Raw genomic sequence first — 2,334 nt, 5'->3', positions numbered from 1 at the left:
AAGTTCTTTGACATGATGGGAGAGAGAAAAACAAAGACATTATAAGGTAAGACTGCCTGGAAGCAATTCTAGTGCAGCCCAAGAAGCGGGCCGGCGACCTTCGGGTCACCGGCGAGAACGCAGAGAAGGGCGCATGGGGGATGCCTAGGCTCTCAGAGGCGATGAAGGACGCGACAAGCTGCGAAAAGCCGCGGGGATCGGCACATACGATGTGATCCGCGGATGTCCGAATGGGGCAACCCGGTATGTTGAAGACATACCACCCGAAAGGGGGCGAACCCGGGGAACTGAAACATCTAAGTACCCGGAGGAAGAGAAAATAACAATGATTCCGCAAGTAGTGGCGAGCGAACGCGGAAGAGCCCAAACCAGTCCTGTTACGGCAGGGCTGGGGTTGTAGGACCACGCCGTGGGACCAAGTATTGAAGCATAACAGACTGGGAAGTCTGACCATAGGGGGTGATAGTCCCGTGTGCGTAAGCTGCTTGGCCCTAGTGGTATCCTGAGTAGGGCGGGACCGGAGAAATCCCGCCTGAATCCAGCGGCACCATCCGCTAAGGCTAAATACTCCTGAGAGACCGATAGTGAACCAGTACCGTGAGGGAAAGGTGAAAAGTACCCCGAATAGGGGGGTGAAACAGATCCTGAAACCATGCGCCTACAAGCGGTCGGAGCCCATTCGTTGGGTGACGGCGTGCCTTTTGCATAATGAGCCTACGAGTTACTCCTCCCTGGCAAGGTTAAGCGTCTTGAGGCGCGGAGCCGCAGCGAAAGCGAGTCTGAACAGGGCGCACAGTCAGGGGGGGTAGACGCGAAACTTTGTGATCTACCCATGGGCAGGATGAAGGTTGGGTAAAACCAACTGGAGGTCCGAACCAGTTTACGTTGAAAAGTATTTGGATGACCTGTGGGTAGGGGTGAAAGGCCAATCAAACTGAGAAATAGCTCGTACTCCCCGAAATGCCTTTAGGGGCAGCGTCGCGGTCGAGTCATATGGAGGTAGAGCTACCGATAGGACTAGGGGGAGTCAAATCCTACCGAATCCTGACGAACTCCGAATGCCATTTGATATACGCGGCAGTGAGGCGCGGGGTGCTAAGGTCCCGCGCCGAGAGGGAAAGAACCCAGACCGCCAGCTAAGGTCCCTAAATTCGCGCTAAGTTGAACAAAGGGGGTCCAGTTGCCTAGACAGCCAGGATGTTGGCTTGGAAGCAGCCATTCATTTAAAGAGTGCGTAACAGCTCACTGGTCGAGCGACAGGGCATCGATAATAATCGGGCATCAAGCGTGGTACCGAAGCTGCGGATTGTATTATATACACTGGTAGGGGAGCATTCCGGGGGCGACGAAGGCGTGCCGGCAAGGCGCGCTGGAGCGCCCGGAAAAGCAAATGTAGGCATAAGTAACGATAATGCGGGCGAGAAACCCGCACACCGAAAGACCCAGGTTTCCTGATCAACGCTAATCGGATCAGGGTTAGTCGGGACCTAAGGCCGAGGCGAAAGCGCAGGTCGATGGACAACTGGTTAATATTCCAGTACCGGCTACGTATAGCGATGCGGTGACGGAGAAGTGAAAGGACCGCGCACTGACGGAATAGTGCGTTGAAGGCCGTAGGTAGTGGCCCGGTAGTGAAGTACGCCGGGCTAGCTGAAAGCCGATAGTACCCCAAGCCCTCGGGCGCGGGGATAGCGTCCCTAAGCAGGCTCCCTAGAAAACCCGCTAAGCGTTTAAATACGTGGCCGCCCGTACCGCAAACCGACACAGGTGGTCGAGGAGAGAATCCTAAGGTGCTCGAGTGAATCACGGCCAAGGAACTCGGCAAAATGGCCCTGTAACTTCGGGAGAAGGGGCGCTTCCTCCAGCGATGGAGAAGCCGCAGTGAAAAGGCCCAGGCGACTGTTTAACAAAAACACATGGCTTTGCAAAATCGAGAGATGACGTATAAGGCCTGACACCTGCCCGGTGCCGGAAGGTTAAGAGGGGGGGTTAGCCGCAAGGCGAAGCTCTGAATCGAAGCCCCGGTAAACGGCGGCCGTAACTATAACGGTCCTAAGGTAGCGAAATTCCTTGTCGGGTAAGTTCCGACCTGCACGAATGGTGTAACGATCTGGGCGCTGTCTCAGCCGTGAGCTCGGTGAAATTGTAGTCTCGGTGAAGATGCCGAGTACCCGCAACGGGACGGAAAGACCCCATGAACCTTTACTATAGCTTAGCATTGACGCTGGGTAACTCATGTGTAGGATAGGCCGGAGAATGCGAAGCGGCGTCGCCAGGCGTCGTGGATTCTTCCTTGAAATACGGCCCTTGAGTTGCTTGGCGCCTAACCCCTCA

1 rRNA gene is annotated in these 2,334 nt (G+C 55.4%); it reads left to right on the top strand.

Annotation, left to right across the window (positions count from 1 at the left end):
• Nucleotides 1-113: 113 nt before the first annotated feature.
• Nucleotides 114-2,334: ribosomal RNA gene (locus tag AC5FXQ_RS21705) — 23S ribosomal RNA — on the top strand; the annotation flags it as partial.

The sequence above is a fragment of the Pontibacter sp. LHS1 genome, assembly GCF_058932855.1.
This window is presented reverse-complemented; position numbering and strand designations above follow the sequence as displayed.